The organism is Psychrobacillus sp. FSL K6-2365, assembly GCF_038003165.1.
Classification (GTDB): domain Bacteria; phylum Bacillota; class Bacilli; order Bacillales_A; family Planococcaceae; genus Psychrobacillus; species Psychrobacillus psychrodurans.
The window spans coordinates 2,574,546-2,594,229 of record NZ_JBBOOO010000001.1; the positions used below are offsets into that span (position 1 = coordinate 2,574,546).

The following is a 19,684-nucleotide window of genomic DNA, read 5'->3' on the forward strand; positions in this document are numbered from 1 at the left end:
CCCTTTTATTTCTTATTCCACATTTAAAGGGGAAGTCCTTCTTTTAGTCCATTATAGTTACGTCTACTATTTCATCAAGCTTTAATGATAATAAATAAAAAGGATCTTTCAATTCGATTTCTCGCTTCTGCAAATTCACACTTTCTACCGTTCCTCTGTTGTATATAAATCCTCCATTTATCCATCTTTTAATTTTTGTATCAGCTTTACTTTTAATGGCTGCATCCAAAGTATGTTGAATGGCATCATAATCCCATTCGTCTAATTCTGGTTTAGGTTCTCTTTTAATTTCTTCACTATATTGTCTTAATAAAGCTACGTGTTCTGGAAGCATCATAGCTACCCATTTCTTACTTCCTCTGTCTTGTAAACGTGACAAATCAAATATCGGCTCATCCTCATAAAAACCGTGATTCATACCACCGCACGCTCCTTATGTATGATGGGAACAAATGCTAGTACATTTTCAACTTTAAAAGTCCTTTTGGTATTTCGTAAAAAACAATACGCTTTAAATGTATTGCCCTCCACAGATAACACCTTCACTCTTCGCTTACTGATTTCACCGTTATTTTTCATGTAAATCATTTCAATAATTTGATTGAGTTGCATGGATTTTAAAATATTTATACGCACATCTGTTCCCTCCTTCTTTTGATTAGTATACGAACAATTGTTCCGTTTTACAACTAGTAATTTTTGGACAAATAAAAAAAGCACCTAAATATAAGTGCTTTTATAAATATTTTAAAAATTATTTTGTTGTACTATCAAATAATACATAAATGTTTAATGAGTGAAAAATAGTAAACTTGATTAACAGTAATAGCCCTTGCTTCTTTACTAATTGAGTCACCATTTTCTCTTCTTAAATACAAAGGGTATATATTTTTAAACACCTTATAATTTAATTTTCTAGGTGTTGATATTTGACTTGAGGGCTGATGATGTATTGCTTTATCTATATAGATAGTATCTCCCTTTGTAGTCGCCAAAAACCAAACAGGGACCTTTTTTGTTTTTGGAACTGTTGGAAACTCCATTTGATTCTCTTTTAACTTACTGATTATCATACTCCACGCTTCTACTGCATCCATAATTTTCCCCCTTATTATAGTTTCAAAACACTTACATTTATTAACATTGTACATTAAATTAAAAATAAAAAAAGCCCCACTCAATTTAATGAGCAGGGCTTGATATTATTTACTATTTAATTTAGCAAGCATAGCTTTAGAAGGAGTTTCATACTTAATATGTCCGTCCATCTTAGTAACCCACATTCCGCCACCAACATTATATTGACCACCATGATCTTCACGATATCGGTACACACGATATTCTTCACCAGGATTAAGGACACGAACCATTTGAAGCTTACCGCTCTCATGTGGATTATCTTGCCATAAGTTAATACGTTTCAGAATCGTTACTTTGCCGATTTGACCAGGCTTTAATTCTGTCTTACCCCACATGATTTTATCATTACTAACACTTTCAACTGCTTTAAGTGGTGTAAAAATAGGTCTATGTCCAGCCTTCAATTGGGCAATAGTTAGTCCTTTATTATACTGTAAATGAGGATAATCTTTCAAACTTTTCCAATCTCCACCCCATTCAAAGCCCATGGATTTAGCAATAGCTGCAACACGTTTCCATTTATCATTGACCGTCCACAATGATTTATTGCCATCTTCACTAACTAAGAAATAATCGATAGCTAGTCCATAATTGTGGATGGACGTTCCTGGTGGAGCGTTAGAAACGATACTCCCTTTTGAGCCGTATACTTTACCCTTCCAAATATAACTCGGTCTACCTTGACCATAAATGTAGGCCTGGTCTTCATTGGAACGGAAACCAGATGATATTTGTACTAAAATACCTTCTTTATAACATCTCTTAATTAATTCAATAGTATATTCCTTCAATGAAGGATGAACGGCTCCAATGCGATTTACTGAGCGTCTGATTAATTCATCGAGTGATACAGTCATATTATATCAACCTCTGTTTCTCTAATGCTTCTTTTTGACGTTTCCCTTTCCAAGTAAGATAGTTATTCATAAACCAAGCCCAAATTGAAGCGACAGCTACGAATATCCATGATATTACTTCTCCCCACAATTCTTCTGAACCAGGTATTGGATTCAATCCTGTTGATACTAGGAACTGATTTAAGAGCGCAAGAAAAAGCACGATAGAACGAACCTTCGTGCCTGTGTCCATCTTTTTAGTTGTATTCATTATTATTTCCTCCTAAAATATATTTGCTATTGCTATCCCCACAATGCCACCAACAACTGCAGTAATAATAGCTGTGATTAATGCGCCAGTAATCTTCCGTCTAATCCAATTTGTATCTTCTTTAATTTCAGATAAAGTTGCTTTAATTGTCGTGATTTCTTGATTTTGCAAAGTATCGGAAAGTTGAAGTTTGTGGATGTCTTGCTTCAATCTTTCTTGTTCATTTTTAAGATGAACTTGACTGTTCTTTAATTCGCTAATATCCTGTTGGACTTGGTTCTTCCACACTTCCATATTATCCATCTCCTCCATGACTACCCCCCTGAACACTTATTTCTCTGTACTAAAAAAGAACGCTCCTATTGGAACGCTCTTACGTTGTTGGTACTGTTGCTAATTTAATCCTTTTAATATTTGCCCTTTGTATCAAAACACTTCCGATTAATATAAACGGTCCATGAATCGTATTAGTTTGAGCCGATATCTCATCAGCATTATAGCTTTCTATATCTGTTAGGTAGACAGCTCCATCTTTTGTATAGACTTCATACTCTCCTGTTAATTCACCTTCTGGAATAACAATCTTAAATAAATCTTTTGACAGTACTTCTCCTCCTAAGGAAAGTGTTAATAATCCAGGATTGTTTAACTGCTTACAAAACTCTGCTAAATCTGGACCACCCTGTATATTTATTGTAGAACCATCGTAAGTTAATATGTTGAAATTCATAATAATCTCCTCCTATTTAAGTGCAAATTTACCGTTTGCCCATGCTACTATGTCTCTTTCTAATTGCGTTATTGCCGAGTTTATCGATGCATTCATAACTGTGTTATTTGGAACTGGACTAGTACCAATTAGGATTTCACTTGCAACTGTTAGTCTACTATTCACTGTAACTTCTGTATTGAACTGACTTATGCCACCTTCTACACGAAATCCTGCTTGAGCAACAAGCGCTGAAACAGGGACATATACTCCATTATATCCACTTGCACGTAAACCCATGGATCCGTTCGATTCGATTCTTAGCCCTGCAGCATCTATTGACTTAAATACGTGAGAACCGGCAATAGCAGTCATTGTTAATGTGGAACCTGTACCACGACCGACCACGAATGAACTTCCGTAAATATTTCCTCCATCGATAACTGCACTGCCTGGAGTATTAAGATTTGTGAATGTAACTAAGCCTTGCAGATTTAAGTTTTGAGCCATCATAGAAATAGCATAAGGGTCTTGGACTACTTTTGAGGTAATAGTTTGTCCGTTAAAATCACTTAACTCTACCTTCTGTGTTATCTGTCCAGCTTGAATGTTAATAGACGACTCTGCATTCCCCATTCTTCCATCCAGTTGAGTAACAGAAAGAGTAATGTTGTCTGCTTTTATTTCCAATGTTGCAATAGATGAATTAACAGCCTCAACCTCTAGCGTAATACGCTCGTTAGTCTGTTCAATTCGTGATCTGTATTCCTTAGCATTCTCGTCAATCTCAATCTTTTGTGAAGTTAATATATCCCCTAAAGTACGTGGTATTGTATTACCTAATACCACTGATTTAGTAATTAATTTTTCCCCTCTAATGACAGACTTTTTCGAGAGCACTCTTGTTTGAAACTCGATACCCATAGGCTCGTAAATAAGCCATACACGTTCACCTAGTTCTTTATCGGTCAATTCCACACTATCCAATTCAAATGTGGCTTCTGGATAATCAATTAGGTTTCTTTTCAAATGTTCTAACATAGATTCTGATGTAGTGTACCTATCATCATGAATTGGTTCTGCATCGATAATACCGAAAGTTGTATGGTTTGGAGATGTGTAAGTTACCTTTAATCCATTACCACCATATCCAGTAATTCTAGTACGTAAATTAATGGTATCTACTGATTTAGATAGTGCTTGTACATTGTGACCAAATCGGTATTGAGCGTCATAATCACCGCCTATTTGCTTTGAAAATACAATGTGATTATTAGGCATTATTTTATATTCACATTCGTATGCTGCACATAATGCTTGAACCAGTTTAATTACATTGTCATTTCCGAAGTTAGCAATGAACATACTGCCACTTACATCAGTGGATGAAAACGTCCAACCTGTATTAGTAAATACGAATGCTGCGAACTCATTAAATGTTCGAGTACCTCCGTAAATATCTTCTTGTCGTACACCAACTAAATCATAGAATGTTGACATTGCAGTAATATCTTTACGAGTACGAACTTCTTTTAATTGTTTAACACGAAAGTCATAACCTTCCACGCTAGTTATAGACTCTTCTTTCGCTAATTCGTACCCTGGATTATTCTTAACAGAAAAAGAAGTAAACTTCACCACTAGGGATCCGTTCACTTCTTCATCCATTTCAAAGCCTTGTATTTGATTGAGCATTTCTGTCTGATTATCTTTTGTGACGGTTAACACATAACATCACCTACTTTCGTGAATAAAAAAGAACGCCATTTTAGGCGCTCTTATACACATTTTTGCTATTTTCTATTAATTATCTCAGAATACTTTGCTCCGACAAATTTTGGAGTTGCATCATAATATATCTCTTCTACTTTTTCAAAATCAACGGTTTTACCAGCATTCGTTTTACAAAACTCTAGAAGTCTTTTAGAGTTTTCTTTTAAATTATTCTCATCCATCTTTATACACAAAGACAATGGGTAGTTACTTAACAATTCCAAATAAGGATCGTCGTCATTATTATATAGATGTACAATTGCCTTTCCAAAAGAAAAATATTCAAAGATTTTACTCGGCACTTGATTGCTAATACTATTACCTATGCTAATTAATACTTCGGAGTTATTAATCGCCGCAAATGATTCTTCTGTTGTGACCTTACCATTATTTTGTAACCCTTCTTCAAGTTCTTTCTTATACTCATTTATAATGTCATCGCAATCACCAAAATGATATACATTGAAACAAATATTTTCCTCAGATGGAATGCACTTCAACATATCAAGCATGTATTTAGGATTTCTAATTTCTTTATACAAAGCACCTGCATAAACTAAATTTATGTGCCTATCAGAAAAACCCATGTCAGTATTTTTTTTAATTTCTATATCCTTTAATAGTGGATGCTCGCATACTGTTATCTTATTTTTTAATTCCTCAAATGTTTTATCATTAAAATGTTCTTTCAACTGTGGAAGAATGAAGTAATGGTCAGATTTATTAATACAATCTTTTTCAATTTCGATATGCTTTCTATACCTGAATCTTTTAATAAAATCGAAGTTATGCAAAGTTTGAGAATCCGTAAAATGATCTAATTGAAAAGGAATTACTTTTACATTTGAATTGGCATTTTTAAACTCTTTAGCTGCTATAAAACTTTCGTATGGCAAAGAAACTGGTAATACAACATCAATCGGGAAATAGCCGTTTATTTTTTCTAATGCGTTTAGATGTTTTTTTATAATAGAATCATCTAGACTTGTTGAACGGGAAATCTTCCTCAATAGAAGGGAGATTCTTTTAACTTGTAATAGAAAATTATATGAATTCCTCTCAAGGAAATTAGCATTTTGTTTTTTCTTTTCGAAATAGTTATGGAAACAAGTTGAAAATTCGTTAATTCTAACTATCTCGTATCCATCGTATTCCTCGGTTTTACTCAACCCGAAATGATTCTTAACAGCAATAACTTTTACAACATGTTCTTTTTTTAATTCATCTAAAATGTTTTTCATTATATTCCCATTGGGACTGAAATATGGATAGTAATAGCCAGCCATAACTACCACGTTTGCCATTTATTAAAACATCCTTTGTTATCAAATTTAATTTGTATTATTTAATTAATGATAACAATTTAATTCTATAGTGTATATAAATTTTGGAAATTTTACTTATGATTGGTTTTCTACAAAAATAAACCATTATGAAAGGGTAATATTCTTAACCACTTTATTTTTATAAATTCTGTTTGACTTCGGCTCAATTATTATCGGTGCCTTTGTTTCTACTCCAATAAAACCGTTATTCCATATACTATTTTGAGAGAGTATATCATCTAGGTTAAAAGTGTAGAAAACAGTACCTTGCACTGAGTTGTAATCGTATACCGTTATTAGCGAAGAAACTGTTCCTACTCCACCTCGCATTTCGTTAAATGAGAGTAGGTTATTAAAATTATTATTACCATCAAAAATGATTTGGTGGTGGTTAGTAGCATCGTTCCCTGCTACTAGATAGTTATCACTTATATTATTGGAATAACTATTGTAAAACAGTATATTAGCAATGTGATTTTCAACATAATTATTTTTAAATGTATTCTCATGCGAACTTCTTAATACAATAGCTTTCCCTTTCGAAAGGTGTGTCACTGGTTGTGTATCTGTACCAGGAAGATAATTAGCAATGTTACTTTCAATTGTATTGTCATTAATTGAATTACCAAAAGCTCTATTTAAACTTACACCCTGCCCATTTAACCGTATTTCATTATGTGTTACTTTTGTTGCCGTAACGAAATCGGATGTTCCTCCGTCTAAGAATATACCTTTACCACTATGTGTCAATTTATTATCTTTAATTGTAATGTAGTATTTTTTATTCACTACAATACCTGAATTTCTAAAACCAACAATATTACAACCTCTAATTCTCACTCGGTGTGTATTTACAACAATCCCACAAGAAGTAGCAGAACCGCCTGTGTAAGCAGCAAAGGGATTAGTACCATACAGAGGACCAAATACAGACAATCCTTTAATCTCCGTATATAAATCTTCGTCTTGTAAAGCACCCTCCACCACTCTTTCAGGAATGTCATCTAATACATCGAAGATTGTAATATTTGTTTCAGTAAATACCGCAGCACCATTATTTACACCAATTAAAGTAATTCCTTTTGGTATTCCTATAGTTTGAGTGATTTTATAAAATCCGGATGGTATATCTAGCGTTAATGTAGTTCCTGTATTAGATTGAAATCCATTTATTAATCTATAACTATCTCTTTTCTGTTTCAAAGAGAGTAATGCGTCAATAAAAGCTTGTGTATCATCGGAACCATCACCTAATGCTCCAAAATCTTTAACATTTACCCTGATATCAGTTAATCGTTGGTCAAAGCTAACTAATTCTTCTTGCAAACTGGTAACCTCGTCGTCCAACGCCTGCAATTCTACCTTAGTCGCAAGTCCACTCAAATCCGGGTCAGGTATCGTTAAAATAACATCTCCGTTAGCATTAGGACCAACACCATTAACAGAAATAACTGAACCCAGTCCATCTATACCACCAACCGCAAGTACACCCCAATAAGGAGAGTCGATTGTTCCAGTAGGTTCATTTCCTAATGTTGGTTGTAAAGCAATATATGAATTTTTGCCATGCCTTACAATATTGTTTTTCTCATATTGAGTAGTCGCATCATAAGGTTCTATATACCCTAAATTCAATACATTTGGCAAAACTAGATTAATAGCATTCGTAGCATCTATAGCATCATCTTTTGCCTTTTCGGTAGATACTTTTAATATTTCAGTTTCATTTTTAACAATATCCGTAGCATCCTTAACGTCAATAGTTTCATCTTTAATGATTTCCGTAGCATTCTTAACAGCAAGAGTATCTATTCTTACTTGCTCAGTCGCATCTTTTACTGCCATAGTTTCATTTTTAATTTGCTCTACACTCTGTGCTGCTGCATTAGCATCAACTGTTGCTTGTTTTGCATCTGCTAAAATTGCAGGACCTTGTCCAAGAACTAACTCTATTAACGTCTGTTCATCTGTGGATGGCACATAATTTGTCGCAGGGTCTTTAAGTACCTGGTATGTGAATGGCAATGTTGATACACGACCGTCCACATCATATAACTGAATTACTGCGTTTATTTTCCCAACAACAGAAATTTCAGTAGAACCTAATGCAAAGGTTATTTGATTAATACCTGTTTTATTTCCAAGCGTCATAACTGATTGTTTATCAGTTCGTACACTTACTAGGGTAAATGTAGATACACTGGATAGAGCAAATTCTTGCCCATCGTCATAAACATTTAGTATGAAAGTTACTTCATCATTTTGAGTTACGATAGGTTCATTAATTAAATTTCTTACTTTAAAATCGACATCAAGAGTGAATGTATTTTGTAATGGCATTTAGACAACTCCTTTCTACAAAAAATAAAAGCGTGTGCTGATTGTGAGTTCAAATTCCCCACTAGCACCGCTTACCGTAAATTCATTATTTCCTACTTCAAAAGAGAGTAGTTTCTTGTTAGTTTGACCAAATATACTAGATTCATTTTTGAAGGCTTGTACCCCCTTTAATTTGATGATTTCGAGTTCTGTTGTAGAACCATTATATCGCCACACATCTCCAGTAGTTTCATTAGTAATTGTTAGATTAGTTGAAGCACCCTTGAATGTAATTTCAGTTTCATTTTGCTTCGTCATATCGATTAACTGATTGCCACCATTTTTAAAGTTGAATGACGATATAGTGAAACTCTTTTTAACTAAATTTATTGATTCTCTTAAAGGATTGAACATAATAAACTCAATTTCAAATTTACCATCTTCCCATGAAAGCTCATCAATTTCATATCCGTTTGATATACGCACACTGTAACGTATAGAAGGGTCTTCATCTATTACTAAGTAATATTGTTCCTTCGGATTAAACAACCCACTTAAATGTCTATTATAGGTCGTTATTGATGTACCATCTAAAATTTCAAATTGTAAGTACGCTGTTATTGGGCGTTCTTTTAAATAAGTGGATAAATAAATGGAGCCGTCCAGGTCCTCCACTTTTTCAGAATAGTGTTCGGGTACGACAGCTGGTATTTTCACATCTTCTACCCAAATCCCTTCACGTGACATATCGATAGATCGAGTCATATCTTTGTTGTAAAGTTTAAAGTTTTTGCAACTGATCAATACCCTTTCACCACCTTAGTCATGTTGTAATTTGATGTGGTCATACCATCTAAGTATTGATATTGATTGTTTGCCACTTCTTGACCGTCTAGCTCTGAAACAACTCTAATATAGATTGGTTGTTGTGTGGAAATAGTGTTACTAGCACTTTCTAGTTTCTTTTGTTGTACTGCAATTAATCCAGCTATCCTAGCAGCATGAGAACCTTCGAATGGAACGATTGCTTCTGCTACATCTCCAAATCCTGCATTTCCTGCAACCACTGGACGAGTGAATACACCACCTGTTTTAAACCAAGAAATATCAAATTTCGGATATGGAACTTCAACACCTGCAATCGTCTTCTTCCCCATACTTATATCTATCTTAGGCAACTTTGGCTTAGGTATAGTGATTTTCATTTTACTAAAAGCACTTTTAATAGTATCAATGATACCTAACAGTGTTTTCTTAGCCGTTTCTATCGGATTTGTTATAGCATTTTTAATTCCATTCCACACGCTTGTAGTGGTACTTTTAATGCTATCCCAAGCTCCTATTATGCTAGTTTTTAATCCATTAGTGACATTAGTAATTGTAGATTTGATTCCATTCCATACGCTTGTAGCAACTGATTTAATAGCATTAAATGTTGTGGTTATAAATGATTTAATAGCATTCCAAACACCGGTAATGATTGTTTTATAAAAATTAAACACTGTTGTGAAGTAAGATTTCAAACCATTAAAAACAGTTTTTGCAATAGCGGAAATAGCTGCAAATAAAACAGATAAGAATGCTTTAATACTTGTCCATGTAGTCGTCAAATAATTTTTCACTGAGTTGAAAATTTCTACAGTTTTATTTTTTATCGCATCCCAGTTTCTAAATATTACTACCGCTAACCCAACTACTATTGCAACTACCAAGGCTATCGGGCCACTCATTACTGCAATCCCTAATTTAATAGCATTAAATATTGGCCCTAGCTTTGAGAGTATAGAGATTACTTTACCAACTGCCATTGCTATTGAACCAAAGGCGCTTACCATTGTCCCAATCACTACGAGTATTGGTCCTATTACCGCTGCAACTCCAGCAAGTATAACAATTACGTTTTGAATAGCAGGTGAAAGATTCGTAAACCAAGTAACCATTGATTGTATAGCTGCCGATATTTTTGGAAGCCATTGTTCAGCCATATCCAAAAGAATTGTACCAAGCGGTAATAACGCTGCTTGTGCTTGTCTGAATATAGCTTGAAACCTTTGCCCAAAGGTTTGTTCTTGAGCATCTGCTATACCTTCCATCGTACCTTCTAAGTTTTCAATTTCTCCATTTATACCGATTAAGGAGAACATTGCATCTTCCTCTAAATCTTCCCACTTGGTACCGAATAAAGAAACTCCTATTTGCGCTCTGGTCATTGGGTCATCAATTTCTTTGATTTTTTCTAGTATCGTTTGCATGGCATCTGCCCCGCGAATTGAACCATCTGATAAACCTTGTATCAACTCGCCTGATTTACCCATTTGATATTCTAAATAATCATAAGCTTTTACACCCGCTGCGCCGCCTTTTTCTAAATCCTTTACTAGTTGTTCGGCATCTTTTTGACCTTCTCTTGCTACCAATTCCATAAATTCTTTTGTTTTAGTACCGCCATTTTGCAAATTGATCATGAAATTATCGAATTCGTCAGAACGAAATAAATAACTTAACGCTTCACCTGTTGCTTTACTGCCATCCTTAATGCGAATACCAAATTCTTTAATGACATCGTTTAAATAGTCTAGATTATAAATTCCTGATTCGGAACCCTTTTGAAGTATTTGAAAATATTCTTCCGCTTCAAATCCTAATGTACTAAATAACCCTGAGTATTCTGCCACATTATCAAATAATTCATTACTAAAGTTCAAGCCGTTTTGAGCACCATATGCCATCAAATCAAATGCTTCTTCAGAAGTAACCCCAAAGTTATGCATTAGGTTATTTCCAGCTCTTGTTACTTCATTTAAATCTGCATCGAATGTCTGAGCTAGTAATATTGTATCCCTGGCAACTCGTTCTAGCTCATCGCCATCTCCAATATCCTTCATGTTTTGTTTCACTCGAACCAATGCTTCAGTAACTTCGTCTAAACTTTCTCCAAAGCCTTCCTTCCAAATGTTTTTAGCAGACTCACTTAATGCTTCAGCTTCATCAGCGGTAATACCTAATGCATTTTGAATTCTAGCCGAAGCGTTTTCAAACTGGATAGCAGAAGCTATAGCAGCACCACCTGCGGCAACAATTGGCGCGGTTACACCTACAGTCATTTTAGAACCGGCATCTGTTAGGTTATCACCGAAGTCTTTGGCTCTTTGTCCTGTGCTTTCTAATGTTGCCCCTAATTCCTCTATTTCTGCAGCAGTTTCCTCAACCTCACCGCTTTGGTTTTGCAACGCCCTGTTTGCTATCTCTATTTCATTACTTAACCTTTGTTCATCAATACGAGCGTTGTCTAAATTCCTCGCCATATTTTGAGCTGCTTGAGAGTTCTCTCCGAACAACCTTACAGCTTCTTCATACGCTAGTTGACTTTGTTCAACGCTTCTTCTCGCAATATCTTGTTTTTGAGAGAGATATGTTATTTTAGCTTCTAGCTTTTCAGTTTCCGTTGCAGTCAAACGCATTTGCTCTTGTTGTAATTTGAATTCTCTGTTGAGCGTATTGGTTTCGTTTTTTAGTTCTGCGGCACCCTTTTTAAAGTCATCTGCAAACATCTTGACAGTAACTCTTGCTTCTGGATTATTCGCCATTTTCTCACCTCACATCTACCCCGAAGTTTTCGGGTTATTCTTCCATGACTCCACAGCTATAAGACCTTCATAGATTCGGTTGAATGTAGGGAGAGGTTCATTCCAAAATATTTCATGTGAAATTCCCGTAGTCACCGTACACCAAGCGTATAGATCCTCCACACACTCAATAGTGAGCTGTGGAGGTTTTACTTTTTTAAACCGTTTATCTTGCCAAGGGATTTATTTAAATCCTCTTTAAATTTGTTTTGTTTGTTCTGATTTTCAAAGTTGCTTGTCAATATACTCATATACACAGACATAATTGTTTGAAAGTCTTCGTCATAAAGTTCTTTAAACTCTTCATTATCCAAACATTCGCCTGTCTTAGCCCCTACATACGCAAGCCATATGATATCTTTCATGTGGTCCAATGAAATAAGCTTAGTGATAGATACCAATTGATCTGTTTCTATTTCTCCACCTTTTGTTATTTCTTTAATAGAATTTGGATCTATTACAGCTAAAAATGAAAATAATTCTTGTTCTAACCCTTTTTCTAAAATTCCATATTGCTTACCTACTAACAACGATCTATTAGTAAAATAAAGAGGATGTTTTTCAGAACTTATTTCTTTTCTTTCGAATTCACCATCAACTTCAACGATCTCATATTCTTTTAATTCAACTGATTGTAATTTCGTCACCTTATTTCCTCCCTTGTACAAATAAAAAAAGCCCACTTAAGTGAGCTTTCATTATGGTGTTGGTACTGCTTCCACAAGTGCTGTTGTAAATTCTGTATGCCACGAATCAGCAATAGTCGGATCGTCCAACTCTGCAACAATTGCTTCGTAATAGAAATTACTCAATTCATCTGGTAGTGAAACAAATTCCAACTCCAACATAGCAATTTCCTCTGTTCCTGATTCAATTGGTTGAATTTTAAAACCAACCGTATTCGAAGAATTTGGGAATGCCATTAACTTTTCATTATCTTCAAATTCATCTACTGCAGTTACAGTTAATTTGAAGTCTTTGCCAATAGTCTTCGTACCTGCTGCCCAGATACCTGGTTTGAGGTCAACATTTGATAAACCAAAATAATCACGTGCTACAGCTAGTGGAATGTGTCCTGATACTGTCATATTCAAACGAAGTGTTTTTGTTTTCGATTTTATCGTTACAGCTCCGCATTTTTTCTCTATAAGCGTTGTTTCTGCTTCGCCCTCTAATGTACCTAAACAGCCAAATGATGTACCTGGTGCATATGTTCCATCACTTTCTTTAAACTGTATAGCTGCATCTTTAATGTTAGTAGTATCAAACTCTGTTACCACTTGAACCATTTATAGCGCCTCCTCTATTCTTTCTACTAGTTTTTGTTGCGTAACTTCAATTAATGAAGGTATTGCTAAATCTCTACCTTTTTCCATAAACCTCTGTTCAACATGGTTTCTCGGACCTCGTCCTTCATTCGGAAATACTAAATAACCAAATGTTCCAGGCTTTTTAGCAGAACCTTTGGCTTTAATAGTTACCTCTAAATTTCCCAGTTTCTGAGAGGACCACTTACTAGAGCGAGCATGCCTTCCAAGCGGCTTAGAAGAAATCGGTATTAAGTTAGTAATAGATGGTTCGATTGATTTCTTACCTTCACTTTTTAATATCTGATTTAATTCTGTTTCAATATCACTGCCAACTTGTTCGATTCGTTGCCTCATTTCTACGAAGGATTCAAAGTCAAATTCAAATCTAACACTCAAGTTTCGTCATCCTTGAAAAATTAATACTAACTACATCTACGAATCTATTTGAATTGGCGTGACGTGCTCGGAACTTGTCAGAATCAGTGAAGGAAACAGTCTTAATTGTTTTTAAAACTGAGATGATATCAAGGGTAGTTTCATCCACATCATCTCGGTTCTCTGAATAGTAATCAATAGAAATAGGTTGGGACAAAAACTTTTTATTGTCCTGTTTTTCAAATGCCCCCATTTTCATGACTATTAGATAATATGGGGCACCTTCATCATATTTCTTTGTTTCTTCTTCAGGCACTTCGTCTTCAAACAAGGGGACGAGAGGGAAGTTAGTTTCTAAAGCTGCAACAATTTCGCTTTTTATTTCTTGAATATGTGTTTTAACTATTTCATTCAATAACTTCCCCCACCTTCTGTAAATACCAAAACAAAGTATCTTTATTTCTATCACGATCAATTTTAATCGTTTCATATTCAATCCCACTAATTCGCACAATAAACTTATTAAGCAACTTCTTTTCAAGATGAATCGGATACATCGTTTTAAGCTTCAAATCAAGCGTACTTCCTAAAGCATCTACCAAGGAGTAGTCTTGATCTCTTGCGCTCATTTCTGTAAAAGCAAGAAAACCTTCCTGAGTAAAATCTTTTCCTATAGCTTTCTTTGTAGGGGACAGTCGAGTTTTATTATGACCATAAAATAAAAACCCATCATTAAACGGATCATGTTTCTGATTCAAGACGTTCACGCCTTTCATCTACTGCCACGCGAAATTGAAGATTTAATAATTCGTGACGGAAATTATTTTCAAACTCTTCAGCAGAACGATTGTAGACATAGCGACATCGCTCTAAAAGAAGGTCTTTTGCTCGTTCATCCACAACATAATCTAACTCTGCTCCTGTAATAGACTTAAAATAAGCCATCGATCGTCGAATCATTCTCGTTAGCTCTTCATCTTCCTCATTCCAAGTTACCCTCAAAAAGTTTTTCACATCAGAAAGTATCGAATTAGTTTGTTCCGAAGTTAAAGCCATTAGCTATCACTCCTTTTCTTTTACAGGAGCTACTTCTTCAATGAAAATTTGTTTGTATGAATTGTCAGTAGTAGATAATTCATCAATACGTGTTTTTGTCGCTTTCTTTCCTTTAACCGGGTATTCATCACCGATTTTATAAATATGGCCATCATGTTTATTTTCTTTGAAACGCACAATCACTTTGTGAGCCATCATTTCACGACCTTCCCATTTTTTAATGAAAGAACCTACTCCGATTATGGAGTAGGAACAACTTCTACTGGAACAAATTCCGTATTAGTAATGTCAAACACAGTGAATGAATCTGCATCGAGCGGACGTCCGTTTGCTAATTGACGAACCAAGTATAGACGCTGGTCTTCAACCATGCGTAATACGTCTGTAGATTCTAATTTTGATTCACCAGCTACGCCCATGAAGTAATCTTTTGGATTACCGGAAATTAATTTATTTACTGGTACCGCAGGAGATTGAACGATTTCTAATCCTGGTACAGAGAAGTTGTCGTATGTCCATGTACCATCGTTTGCTTGTTTAGCACCTAATGCAAAGAATTTTGAAGCATAGTCAAGTGGATTCACAATTAAAGTAACTCCTGTATAACGACGAGTACCACCTTTAGTAGTTGGAGCAAGGATCTCTGTTCCAATTGTAGAAGGTTTGAAGTCAACTAATGCAACTGTGGCTTTATCTGGATATACACCAGCCGTTACAGCTCCATTTAAATCTTTAATCATTCCAATTGGTTGTTTGTTACCAGTACCATTTATAATTACATTTTCTAATTCAGCAGCAATGATTTCGGTTAAAAAAGCACGAACGTAACGATCCAACCATTCAGGACCAAGTTCAAACATAGCTTTACATACAACTAAGAAACCGCTAAGTTTGTACATTCCTTGGTCAATTGTCGTAAAACCGTGATCGACCATTTCTTTAATATCGTCACATACATCGCCCCAGAATGCCGTTGTTGTTCCATCCTTGCGCACTACCCATTGTGTGGTAGCTCCTACACGTTGGAAATTAACTTTGGATAGTAATGGGTGGTCAAGTGCTAAATCCTCAAATACACGCTCGTATACGGTTGGAGGAACTAATGCAGAAACTCCGTCAAATGATTGAACATCAATGGCAGCATTATAGAATTTCTTCTCTTCAGTTGTTAATACTCTAACTCCACGAGAAGCTAACACGCTTGCATCCCATTGTTGTTCATTGGCACGATTGGCTTCACGAATCGTTGTATTCATTAAATCTTCGAAATGTGCTGCATTACTTTCATAGTTTTCGACAATGCGTTGAGCAACTTCATGTGGATCTCCACTTTCAAAAGCCGCTTTCATTGCATTGATTTGTTCGTCTTTATCTTTCACTAATGTTTTGCGATCTGGATTTTTAATTCCTGTCATGTAAATGACCTCCGTTATCTAATTTTTGTACAAAATAAAAACGCCTACTCGTTTGAGTTGCGCTTGAAATTTGCCAGTATATTATTTGTTGTAGCAGATGCAGCTGGTTGTTGCGGCTCCTTCTTAAATCTAGCTAACACACTATTTTTGAATGCCTCAGCATCTTGGTTAGTAGTACCTTCATGGGCGTCTTCCACAGATGTAGCAAATCCTATAGCAATAGCTTCCTCTGCAGTAAACCACGTCTCATTTTTCACCATTTGCTCTATTTCTTTACGGTCCACTAAAGCTTTCGTCATATAGATATCAACAAGATTGCTATCCAACTTCCCTAAGAGTTCCGCTTCTTTTTCAAGTTCATCTTTGTTTCCATAAATGCCTATAGATGCCTGGTGAATCATTAACATAGAGCCAGTATTCATAACCAATTCATCCGCTGACATAGCAATAATGGAAGCTGCAGAACATGCCCACCCGTCCACAATTACTTTTACTTTTGCTGAATGATCCTTTAATCGATTATAGATTGTAATACCGTCAAAGGCATTTCCACCTGGGCTATTAATTCGAACAGTTATGTTATCAGTTTTCACATCCTTCAATGCTCGGTCAATATCACTAGCTGAAATGGAGTCACCCCACCAAGAATCACCAATGTCACCATAAACAATAATTTCTGTCGTAGATGTTGCTACGTTAGTAACCGCTTCGAACTTTTTATTAATCTTTGGTACTTGGTCGTTAAATTTTTCATTCTTAAACTTTCTCTTTGCCATTTACTCACCTCCCTTCATTATTTCTTCACTAGAAGCATAGTTCTTCGTGACGTAATATTTAGTAGAAAAATCTTCATTGAGCGGTTCTTCTCCCATCATGTCTCTATTTTCATCAATATTATGTGTACCTGATAATAAGAATTTATCTACTGCATTTGCCATTACCGATATATCTACCGACTTAATTAATCGTGTATCGACTACCAAACGAGTACCTTCAAGGTATTCACTCTTTGTATACATTTTGCTATTGATTTCATCTGCCAATAATTCAGCAATTGGATTAATGCAGAAAGTCAAAAAGTTGTCCGTCATTTCACCAACATCTGCAACATCTCCTTTTAACAATCCCTTAGGAATGTGGAATGCCATTGCCACAAAATCAAATATGTCATCCACAATTGCTCTAATATCACGACTAGTCATATTGGCTGGAGTTATGTTTTTATCTGCTTCCTCAAATTCCAATCCTTCTTGTAACGGCCATAATGCATCACCTTCCGAATTAAAGAACTTTTTAAACTGCTCGGAAAGTAGTTCTGATAAATCTTCTTGATCTTCGTCTTGTTGGGAAAATGCAGAACCTATTTTGACAAAGAATTTTTTACTATTCTTTTTCTTAAAGGTACTCATTGAAGCTGATAAAAGTTTAGCGTAAGAATTATATAATCCATCAATTACCTTGGTGATATTTTCATTGTTTAATTTAAAATAAAAAACCTCACTCTCGTTAAAAGATTTATCGAAAGTAAAGTCCCCAATGGTTACCTTGTTATATAAGTTTTCTTTCATTGCAAATTCTTTTCTTTCCCAACTATCTGCTATATATAGTTCTTTATCTTGCATAACTGCCAGAACTTTATTGTTATACAAAAGGTTGGAAGTGAAATTATGAATGAATTCAGATGCATTTTGATTCTTGTTTGGTTTCACATTAAATAAATAATGGACCTCACCTTTTTTTATTTTCCCTTTTTCTAGTGTTCGGAACCTCGACTTCACCATCGCATTTGCTATTAAATTAACACTACTATCTATTGCCAGCTTTTTATAGAAAAGTTCAACTGGTATATCAAAATTACAAACTTCTAAACTTCCATTTTTGACAATATTGCCATTAAGAAACCAATCGAAAAAACTCAATCATCTCACCACCTTTAAAAGTTAATTGTTTTGTAGACTTTTAATTTTTTCGGTTCTTTTATTTCTCCATCACTATTAAGAGCGTGTAAGAAAGCAAAGAAGCCATCTGTTTTGCGTTTTTCTTTATCAATTTTAAGATACTCAATATTACCATTTCCTTTTTCCTCTTTGTATACGTTCCCCACGTACCAGCGCATTAAAGGATCATCACCAAATACTAGATTTTTCTTAACGAATAATTCTTCCACCAAAGGAGATAACATAGCGTGTGTTGCTGGACCTTTACGCACAATATTTATTTCAAAACCTAACTCTTCTAATTCTTCTTTTAATATTGAAGAACGATATTGGTCCATATTGATTTTCTTGATTCTAAATTTTTTACTCATATCTTTAAACCATCCAGCAACATGTTTAGAACTAATAGAATCTTCATAGACAACTGTGAGTAATCCCTTTTCAATTGCCAACTGAATGATATCTTTGTTAATATCCTGAAGCTTAGGCGCGGTATGGTGCATAAAGGTATGTTGCATCCAATGGCGTTTACCATCTTTCCTAAAAAGCACCCCAACTGAACAAAAGTCTCTAATTTGAGCAAAGTCTACTCCACCTATTACTTCAATTCCTTTTAGGTCTTCTGGAAACGGTTGATTAGTTGCAAGTCTTTCTTCATAAGTAGCAACCTCTTTTCTAGTGTTGTCCTGTGGTAAGTTCATTCGTTTGGTTAGAAACTCCATACGCATAGCAGAATTAAATTCCATATCGTGATAGGCCTTTTTCATTTCGCGTTGTAAATTAACGTTATATCGATAAGATGGGTTAGCCTTTTCCCATTTCAATTCATCTTTGACCTCTTCTATGTCGTCCAACTTACAGATAAAAGGGAAGAGGGTAGAGTGTGGAAGTTCCATATTTAAAACCATTTGTGATTCTGCTTTCAAATCATCTAATACTCCACCACGAACATCACCATCTGTTGTGATATAAAAAGTACGTGGATCCTTTTTCTTTCCTAACCCAGATGTAAATACTTTAATGCTGCCATAGTTGTCATACTCATGTACTTCATCAAAAATAACAACGCCCGTACGTTTTCCATCTTTCGTACGAGCGTTAGAGGTGTTGTATTCAATTTTGGATTTGGTACCACGATGTTGTATCAACATTTTGGACTTGTAAAATGCTTTCTTCATCTTTGTCCAGTGCTTATCTAATACATTAAAAATATCATTAAAGCTTGTCTTCGCCTGCTTTTCAGAAGTAGCTACAATATCAATATCATATTCATCAATTCCATGATGCCCAGTGGACATATGGAAGCCATTCCACGATATATAGCCGTTTTTACCCGCTCCACGACCAATCATAATAAAAAAGCGGTCAAACATCAGCTGACCATCTTCGTAGCGTACACCGTATATAAAAGCGTTTATAAAACGTTGCCAAGCAAACAGACTAAAAGGGAAATACTTATCTGGAACCGTTACAGATTTTTCAATAGCTTCTGCATCGATAACTACACCAGGTTGGTCTAACTTCCACCGTAAAAATTTGATAAGCTGCTTCTGCTCTTTGCAAGTCTCAATTTCATTTTTCTCAACCATTCG

General features: G+C 35.1%; 23 protein-coding genes. All 23 read right to left on the reverse strand.

What is annotated here, in order from left to right:
• Positions 1-43: 43 nt before the first annotated feature.
• The 23 genes from MKY29_RS12760 to MKY29_RS12870 all read right to left on the reverse strand — a co-directional run bounded on the left by MKY29_RS12760 (position 44) and on the right by MKY29_RS12870 (position 19,681).
• A complete protein-coding gene (locus MKY29_RS12760) occupies positions 44-418 on the reverse strand; it encodes a YolD-like family protein (protein WP_340879986.1) in 375 nt (124 codons plus the stop codon).
• Positions 415-636: a transcriptional regulator gene (locus tag MKY29_RS12765; RefSeq protein WP_340879987.1), complete on the reverse strand. Its 222-nt coding sequence runs from the start codon at positions 634-636 to the stop codon at positions 415-417. The genes MKY29_RS12760 and MKY29_RS12765 overlap by 4 nt, the downstream gene beginning before the upstream one ends.
• Before the next feature lie 134 nt (positions 637-770).
• Entirely contained in the window at positions 771-1,097 is a 327-nt protein-coding gene (locus MKY29_RS12770) for a hypothetical protein (protein ID WP_340879988.1), read from the reverse strand.
• Between the two features lie 105 nt (positions 1,098-1,202).
• Entirely contained in the window at positions 1,203-1,997 is a 795-nt protein-coding gene (locus MKY29_RS12775; protein ID WP_340879989.1) for a M15 family metallopeptidase, read from the reverse strand.
• Position 1,998: 1 nt separating this feature from the next.
• Entirely contained in the window at positions 1,999-2,247 is a 249-nt protein-coding gene (locus MKY29_RS12780) for a phage holin (RefSeq protein ID WP_340879990.1), read from the reverse strand.
• A 12-nt stretch (positions 2,248-2,259) separates the two neighbouring features.
• Positions 2,260-2,559: a hemolysin XhlA family protein gene (locus MKY29_RS12785; RefSeq protein ID WP_340879991.1), complete on the reverse strand. Its 300-nt coding sequence runs from the start codon at positions 2,557-2,559 to the stop codon at positions 2,260-2,262.
• A 61-nt stretch (positions 2,560-2,620) separates the two neighbouring features.
• A complete protein-coding gene (locus MKY29_RS12790) occupies positions 2,621-2,977 on the reverse strand; it encodes a hypothetical protein (protein ID WP_340879992.1) in 357 nt (118 codons plus the stop codon).
• A 12-nt stretch (positions 2,978-2,989) separates the two neighbouring features.
• Positions 2,990-4,684, reverse strand: a complete 1,695-nt coding sequence (locus tag MKY29_RS12795) for a phage tail protein (RefSeq protein WP_340879993.1) — start codon at positions 4,682-4,684, stop codon at positions 2,990-2,992.
• Between the two features lie 65 nt (positions 4,685-4,749).
• Positions 4,750-6,033 (reverse strand): hypothetical protein, encoded by a 1,284-nt coding sequence (locus MKY29_RS12800; RefSeq protein ID WP_340879994.1) that lies wholly within the window; start codon positions 6,031-6,033, stop codon positions 4,750-4,752.
• A 126-nt stretch (positions 6,034-6,159) separates the two neighbouring features.
• On the reverse strand, positions 6,160-8,394 hold the full coding sequence (locus MKY29_RS12805; RefSeq protein ID WP_340879995.1) for a glycosyl hydrolase family 28-related protein: 2,235 nt from the start codon (positions 8,392-8,394) through the stop codon (positions 6,160-6,162).
• Positions 8,395-8,409: 15 nt separating this feature from the next.
• The gene (locus tag MKY29_RS12810) at positions 8,410-9,138 is read right to left on the reverse strand and encodes a phage tail domain-containing protein (RefSeq protein WP_340879996.1); all 729 of its coding nucleotides are present in this window, start codon (positions 9,136-9,138) and stop codon (positions 8,410-8,412) included.
• 35 nt (positions 9,139-9,173) lie between these two features.
• A complete protein-coding gene (locus MKY29_RS12815) occupies positions 9,174-11,960 on the reverse strand; it encodes a phage tail tape measure protein (RefSeq protein WP_340879997.1) in 2,787 nt (928 codons plus the stop codon).
• Positions 11,961-12,148: 188 nt separating this feature from the next.
• Positions 12,149-12,646: a hypothetical protein gene (locus tag MKY29_RS12820; RefSeq protein WP_340879998.1), complete on the reverse strand. Its 498-nt coding sequence runs from the start codon at positions 12,644-12,646 to the stop codon at positions 12,149-12,151.
• A 51-nt stretch (positions 12,647-12,697) separates the two neighbouring features.
• Positions 12,698-13,288, reverse strand: a complete 591-nt coding sequence (locus MKY29_RS12825; RefSeq protein ID WP_340879999.1) for a phage tail protein — start codon at positions 13,286-13,288, stop codon at positions 12,698-12,700.
• Positions 13,289-13,705, reverse strand: a complete 417-nt coding sequence (locus tag MKY29_RS12830) for a hypothetical protein (protein ID WP_340880000.1) — start codon at positions 13,703-13,705, stop codon at positions 13,289-13,291.
• The gene (locus MKY29_RS12835; protein ID WP_340880001.1) at positions 13,695-14,099 is read right to left on the reverse strand and encodes a hypothetical protein; all 405 of its coding nucleotides are present in this window, start codon (positions 14,097-14,099) and stop codon (positions 13,695-13,697) included. Before MKY29_RS12835 ends, MKY29_RS12830 begins: the two co-directional genes overlap by 11 nt.
• Entirely contained in the window at positions 14,092-14,442 is a 351-nt protein-coding gene (locus MKY29_RS12840) for a phage head-tail adapter protein (RefSeq protein WP_340880002.1), read from the reverse strand. Before MKY29_RS12840 ends, MKY29_RS12835 begins: the two co-directional genes overlap by 8 nt.
• Positions 14,426-14,740, reverse strand: coding sequence for a phage head-tail connector protein (locus MKY29_RS12845; RefSeq protein WP_340880003.1), 315 nt, complete (start codon positions 14,738-14,740; stop codon positions 14,426-14,428). The genes MKY29_RS12840 and MKY29_RS12845 overlap by 17 nt, the downstream gene beginning before the upstream one ends.
• A 6-nt stretch (positions 14,741-14,746) precedes the next feature.
• A complete protein-coding gene (locus MKY29_RS12850; protein WP_340880004.1) occupies positions 14,747-14,938 on the reverse strand; it encodes a termination factor Rho in 192 nt (63 codons plus the stop codon).
• A 41-nt stretch (positions 14,939-14,979) separates the two neighbouring features.
• Positions 14,980-16,155, reverse strand: coding sequence for a phage major capsid protein (locus MKY29_RS12855; RefSeq protein ID WP_340880005.1), 1,176 nt, complete (start codon positions 16,153-16,155; stop codon positions 14,980-14,982).
• Between the two features lie 44 nt (positions 16,156-16,199).
• Positions 16,200-16,931, reverse strand: a complete 732-nt coding sequence (locus MKY29_RS12860) for a head maturation protease, ClpP-related (RefSeq protein WP_340880006.1) — start codon at positions 16,929-16,931, stop codon at positions 16,200-16,202.
• Positions 16,932-18,074, reverse strand: a complete 1,143-nt coding sequence (locus MKY29_RS12865) for a phage portal protein (protein WP_340880007.1) — start codon at positions 18,072-18,074, stop codon at positions 16,932-16,934.
• Positions 18,075-18,088: 14 nt separating this feature from the next.
• Positions 18,089-19,681: a terminase TerL endonuclease subunit gene (locus MKY29_RS12870; RefSeq protein WP_340880864.1), complete on the reverse strand. Its 1,593-nt coding sequence runs from the start codon at positions 19,679-19,681 to the stop codon at positions 18,089-18,091.
• Between the last annotated feature and the right edge of the window lie 3 nt (positions 19,682-19,684).